The following is a 4,812-nucleotide window of genomic DNA, read 5'->3' as shown; positions in this document are numbered from 1 at the left end:
GCCGATGCACCTCTTTGATCCCGAAACCGAACTGGTCATCGCGCGGCCGAGCCTCATGGGGGCCACGCGATGACCAGCATGGACAGAAACGAACGGCCGGCCTTTCGTCGCCGCTTCGGCTTGCATTTCGGGCTGATTGTCGTCTGCGCCATCGTGCTGCTGCCGCCGCTCTGGGTGCTGCGGACAAGCTTCGTCCCCGAGCAGTTGTCCTACAGCAACGAGCTGATGCCGGCCTTTACGACGGACAATTATTCGGCGCTGCTGTCGAGCCGCTTCGGTCAGTCGTACCTCAACAGCCTGATCGTCGCGCTCGGCTCGGTTCTGCTCGCATTGCCTTTTGCCGCCACCACCGGCTATGCCTTCGCCCGCTTCCGCACGGGCGGTCGTTGGGCGCGTTTTGCCGTTCTGGCGACGCAGATGTTGCCGCCCGTGGCGCTGGTGCTGCCGACCTTCACGCTGTTCCGAAGCCTGGAGCTCAGCAATTCGCTGACGGGGCTGATCATCGTCTATGCCGCGCTCAACCTGCCTTTCCTGACCTGGATCCTGATGGGCTTCTTCGAGGGCATTCCAGTCGATCTGGAATGGGCGGCGATGACCGACGGCGCGACCGCCTGGGGCGCCTTCTGGCGTATTGTCCTGCCGGTGTCGATGCCCGGTATCGCGGCCGCCGGCGTGCTCGGCTTCATCCTGGCTTGGAATGAGTTTTTGTTTGCCCTGGTTTTGAGCGGGCCGAAGACGGCAACCATACCGGTTGCGCTTGCGGCGTTGCAGACCTCGAACGGCGTCCAGATCGCCAAGGTTTCTGCCGGCGTCGTCCTTGCCATCCTGCCGCTGGTCGTGGCTTCCCGCTTCATCCAGCGTTTCATCGTCCAGGGCTTGACGTTCGGCAGCGTGAAATAGGCCGGCCGCTCCGAGAGCCGACATGGCTCGCTAGCCGGTTATGAAATCGTGGCGGGATCACCGCCGCGTCCAGAGGGAAAGAGGAGTAGAGAGTTATGACTTGGAACAAGCAGACCTTGATCAAAATGCTGATGACGGCCGTGAGCGGGGCAGCTGTTGTCAGCGCATCGCTTCCGGCCAGGGCGGCTGAGCCCATCACCTTGCACGCCTTGATGGAGGACGTGCCGGAAACCAAGATCATTGAAGCGCTGTTGCCCGAATTCGAGAAGCAGACCGGCATCAAGGTCGAGTTTGAGAAGATCGGCTATCCTGACATGCACGACAAGCTGGTGTCGCAGCTGACCGCGCCGCAGAGCTACTACAATGTGCTCGAGGTCGACTTCCTGTGGGCCGGCGAATTTCCGGCGGCCGGCTGGCTGGCCGACCTGAAACCCTTCGTCGAGAAATCCAAATACGATCTGAGCCCCTTCATTCCCTCGACGCTTGACCTGCTCGGCCGAACCGAGGACCAGCTGTTCCTGGTGCCCATGTACAACTACTCGATGGGCCTCCTCTACCGGAAGGACCTGATCGGCGACGAGAAGCTCAAGGCCGCCTACAAGACGGCAACCGGCAAGGAGCTCGCTTTGCCGACGACGCTCGAAGATTATGTGGCGATTTCCAAATTCATGAAGGCCAATGCCGGTGTCGCCGGGGCCGCGATGCAGGGCCAGCGCGGCGATCCCAACAGCATGGAATTCTCCAACTACCTGTTCTCCGCCGGCGGCAGCTATCTCAATGCCGACGGCAAGGCGAGCCTCGACACGGCAGAGGCCAAGAAGGCGCTCGATCTCTATGTCGACAATCTCCAGCACGGCGCCCAGCAGGGTGCCGTGTCGGCCACGCTCGACGACACCATGCGTCTGATGTGCAGCGGTTCCGCCTTCAGCATGGTCACCTATTGGTGGATGCTGCCGCAGATGGACGATGCCGTGAAGTGTCCGACGGTCGCCGGCAAGGTCGGCCTGTCGGTGATGCCGGGCGGCCATGGCGAGAGCGGCGGTTGGGGCTGGGGCATTCCCAAGAACACGTCGCCGGAAGAGCAGGAAGCCGCCTGGACCTTCATCCAGTGGGTGCAGAGCAAGGATGTTTCGGTGAAGCGCGCGCTCGAGGGCCACGCGCCCGTGCGCAGCGATGTCTATGCCGATGCGGCGGTGCTGGCGAAATATCCCTTCTACAAGACCGCCCAGGATGTGGTGGCGACCGGCAAGTCGTTCCCGATCTTCACCTATTCGGCGCAATACGAGGATCTGCTCGGTACCCAGCTTTCGCTGGCGGCTGGCGGCCAGGCGACATCGGACGCGGCGCTGAAGGCAGCTTCCGACGGCCTGCAGGGGCTCCTCGACAAATAGCGGTCCGGCTCGGCAAGGAGACCCGGCGCGGCGATGTCAGCCGCGCCGGATTTTCCAGACCCCGGATCTTGACGAGATCAGCAACGCCACCCCGACCAAGGCTCGGCCACGATGCACAATGCGATCAAAAAAGGATGGGCTGCCCGTGGCCGCGAGTGGCGGACCGGCTGGGCCTTTGCCTTGCCCGGCCTGCTGCTGCTGGCGATCGTGATGGGCTTTCCCCTGGCCTATGCCTGCATCCTCTCGATCTCCTCGATGACCTTGATCAAGCCGCAGCTCCTGCCGCTTGTCGGGTTCAAGAATTTCGCTTCGATGATCGGCGATGAGCTGTTCTGGAACGCGCTCTGGCTCACCGTGCGCTATTCGGCGGTGACCGTGGTCGGCGAATTCGTGATCGGGCTCGGCATTGCCCTGATGCTCAACCGGACGGTCCGGATGAAGCCGGTCTATTTCGCGGTTCTGACCATTCCCATGGCGATGTCGCCGATCAGCGTCGCCCTGATCTGGCGCATGCTGCTCCAGCCCAATCTCGGCATCGCCAATCATCTCATGGAGATATCAGGCCTGCCGCGCCTCGACTGGCTAGGCACGCCAGGCATGGCACTCTGGACGATGGCGGCGATCGACATCTGGCAGCAAATGTCCTTCGTCGTGCTGATCCTCGCCGCGGGGCTCGCCGCTTTGCCGCGCGATCCCTATGAGGCTGCTGAAGTGGACGGCGCGCGCGGCTGGCAGCAATTCCTCTACATCACGCTGCCGATGCTTCGGCCGGTCGCGGCGATCACCATCATCATCCAGCTGATCAACGAATTCCGGACCTACGATCTGCCCTATGTCCTGACCAAGGGCGGGCCGGGCAACGCGACCGAAGTGCTGAGCTTCTTTGCCTATCGCCGTGCCTTTCTCGGCCTTTCGCTCAACGAAGGCGCGGCAGCCGCGTTCGTGCTGCTGCTGATCGTGCTTCTGCTCACCGTGATCTTCTTCGCCGTCCTCGAACGCTCGCAATCGGGAGAGGGCCGGAAGTAGGGTTGTTAAGCCTTGCGCAATCTATGCGGCCTATCCTGGCCTGCAGATTGTCGAGGGAACATGAAACGCAAGCCGCTCCTGCTTTTCGCCTTTCCGTTTCTCATTCTGGCGGTCCTGGCAGGGGAGCGCATGGCGACCTTGTTGCTGGGCATCTATCCAGCCAGCCCCACCGCATGGTGGCTATGGCTTGAACTGCGCCCCTTGTCGACGGTGCTTTGGCAGCAGGTGGATGTCTGGCTGGGCGGTTCCATGGCTTTCGAAGCCGCTATCCTTGCCGCCGCATCGATCGTCTGCTGGATGGCGTGCCACGCCAAGCGGTCGGCTTTCTTCTTCCTCGCCAACCATATCGCCCTGATTTTCGCCGGGCTGATGATCGCGGTCGGCAGCCATTCGGAAACGGCAAGCACGATTGCCGAATTCACGTCGCCCAAGGGTCTTCCCTATTCGCTGGCCGTCGATTTCACCTTCAAGAACAGCTTGGTGCTGCTTTTGGGCTTCGTGGCCTGTGCCTACTGCCACATCGCCTTCCTCACCGAGGCGCGGGAGCGGTCCGTCCGGGCCATCCGCATCCTGGCGCTGCAGCGCGATCTCTAGATCGTTCGCCACTTACACCTTGCACGATCCGGGCTCTGCTGGGTCTAGTTGATCCGGCGGTAATAGACCTTGCCGTCGGGCTGCTGGATGCGCTGGTAATTGGAGCTGGGAGCAGGGGGCGACGCCGATGCGATTCTCCTCCTGGGTGCGGGCGCTTCGATGACGCCGGGTTCGCTCGCGCTCTCGCCGCCGAGGGCTTCGGGCGCTTGCGCCAGCGTGCTGGTGGCGATTTCGGACGGTTCTTCCACGCCCGGCATGGCCTCGCCGCCGGCGACCGGCATAGTCTGCCCAAGCCGGGCAATGCTGGCATCGATCTCGTTGAAGCTGCCTTGCAACTGGCTGTCCAGTTTCTCGAACCGGCTCTGAAAACCGTTGTTGACCGTGTCGAGCCGGGCTGCGATCCGCTGCTCGAATGCGCCGAGCTGCTCCAGCCGCGCCTCGACGAAACGCAGGTCGCTCATGCCCCGATAGAGATAGACCGCGGCCGCCATGTTGACTGCGGTGATCAGAAGCGCGCCGCCGGCGACGATGACGGCGATCGTCTTTGCCTTGCTGGGTTTCCCGGCGGCAGCCGGTTCGCGCTGTTCCTGGTTTCCGATATCGATCGCCGGCATGTCCGGTTCGCTGATCATCGTCATTGGACCACCACCTTTGCGCCGACCGCGACGCGTTTGAAAAGATCGATCACATCCGTGTTGGTGAGGCGAAAACAGCCCGATGTCCCGTCGAAGCCGACACCCGACGGGTCGTTGGTGCCGTGTATGCGGTAGAGCGTGTCGCGCCCGTCCCGAGACAGGTAGAGCGCCCTTGCGCCGAGCGGATTGTAGGGGCCGGCGGGCACCATTTTCGGCAGCTCCGGCTGGCGGGGCCGCATTTCCTTCGGCGGGGCGCCACCCCGCCC

Annotated in this window: 6 protein-coding genes; 4 read left to right on the top strand and 2 right to left on the bottom strand. The window is 62.9% G+C overall.

Features of this window, described 5'->3' with window-relative positions; all coding sequences use genetic code 11:
* Positions 1 to 69 precede the first annotated feature (69 nt).
* The 4 genes from EOA22_RS24530 (at position 70) to EOA22_RS24515 (ending at position 3,911) form a co-directional block, all read left to right on the top strand.
* Positions 70 to 900 carry a carbohydrate ABC transporter permease gene (locus EOA22_RS24530; protein ID WP_013530271.1) on the top strand — a complete coding sequence of 277 codons (831 nt, stop codon included), beginning with the start codon at positions 70 to 72 and terminating at the stop codon, positions 898 to 900.
* A 95-nt stretch (positions 901 to 995) separates the two neighbouring features.
* On the top strand, positions 996 to 2,291 hold the full coding sequence (locus EOA22_RS24525) for a sugar ABC transporter substrate-binding protein (protein WP_082826651.1): 1,296 nt from the start codon (positions 996 to 998) through the stop codon (positions 2,289 to 2,291).
* A gap of 111 nt (positions 2,292 to 2,402) precedes the next feature.
* Complete coding sequence (locus tag EOA22_RS24520) at positions 2,403 to 3,317, top strand: sugar ABC transporter permease (RefSeq protein ID WP_013530273.1); 915 nt, start codon at positions 2,403 to 2,405, stop codon at positions 3,315 to 3,317.
* A 60-nt stretch (positions 3,318 to 3,377) separates the two neighbouring features.
* On the top strand, positions 3,378 to 3,911 hold the full coding sequence (locus tag EOA22_RS24515) for a hypothetical protein (protein ID WP_063170086.1): 534 nt from the start codon (positions 3,378 to 3,380) through the stop codon (positions 3,909 to 3,911).
* 44 nt (positions 3,912 to 3,955) lie between these two features.
* Here EOA22_RS24515 and EOA22_RS24510 read toward each other — a convergent pair whose 3' ends face one another.
* Positions 3,956 to 4,549: a hypothetical protein gene (locus EOA22_RS24510; protein WP_013530275.1), complete on the bottom strand. Its 594-nt coding sequence runs from the start codon at positions 4,547 to 4,549 to the stop codon at positions 3,956 to 3,958.
* Positions 4,546 to 4,812, bottom strand: a 267-nt coding sequence (locus EOA22_RS24505) for a L,D-transpeptidase (RefSeq protein ID WP_164755787.1), incomplete at its 5' end; no start/stop codon positions are given. The genes EOA22_RS24510 and EOA22_RS24505, both read right to left, overlap by 4 nt.

Source organism: Mesorhizobium sp. M7A.F.Ca.US.014.04.1.1 (assembly GCF_003998745.1).
Taxonomy (GTDB): domain Bacteria; phylum Pseudomonadota; class Alphaproteobacteria; order Rhizobiales; family Rhizobiaceae; genus Mesorhizobium; species Mesorhizobium ciceri.
The sequence above is the reverse complement of the archived record's forward strand: the minus strand, read 5'-3'. Positions and strand labels throughout refer to the sequence as shown.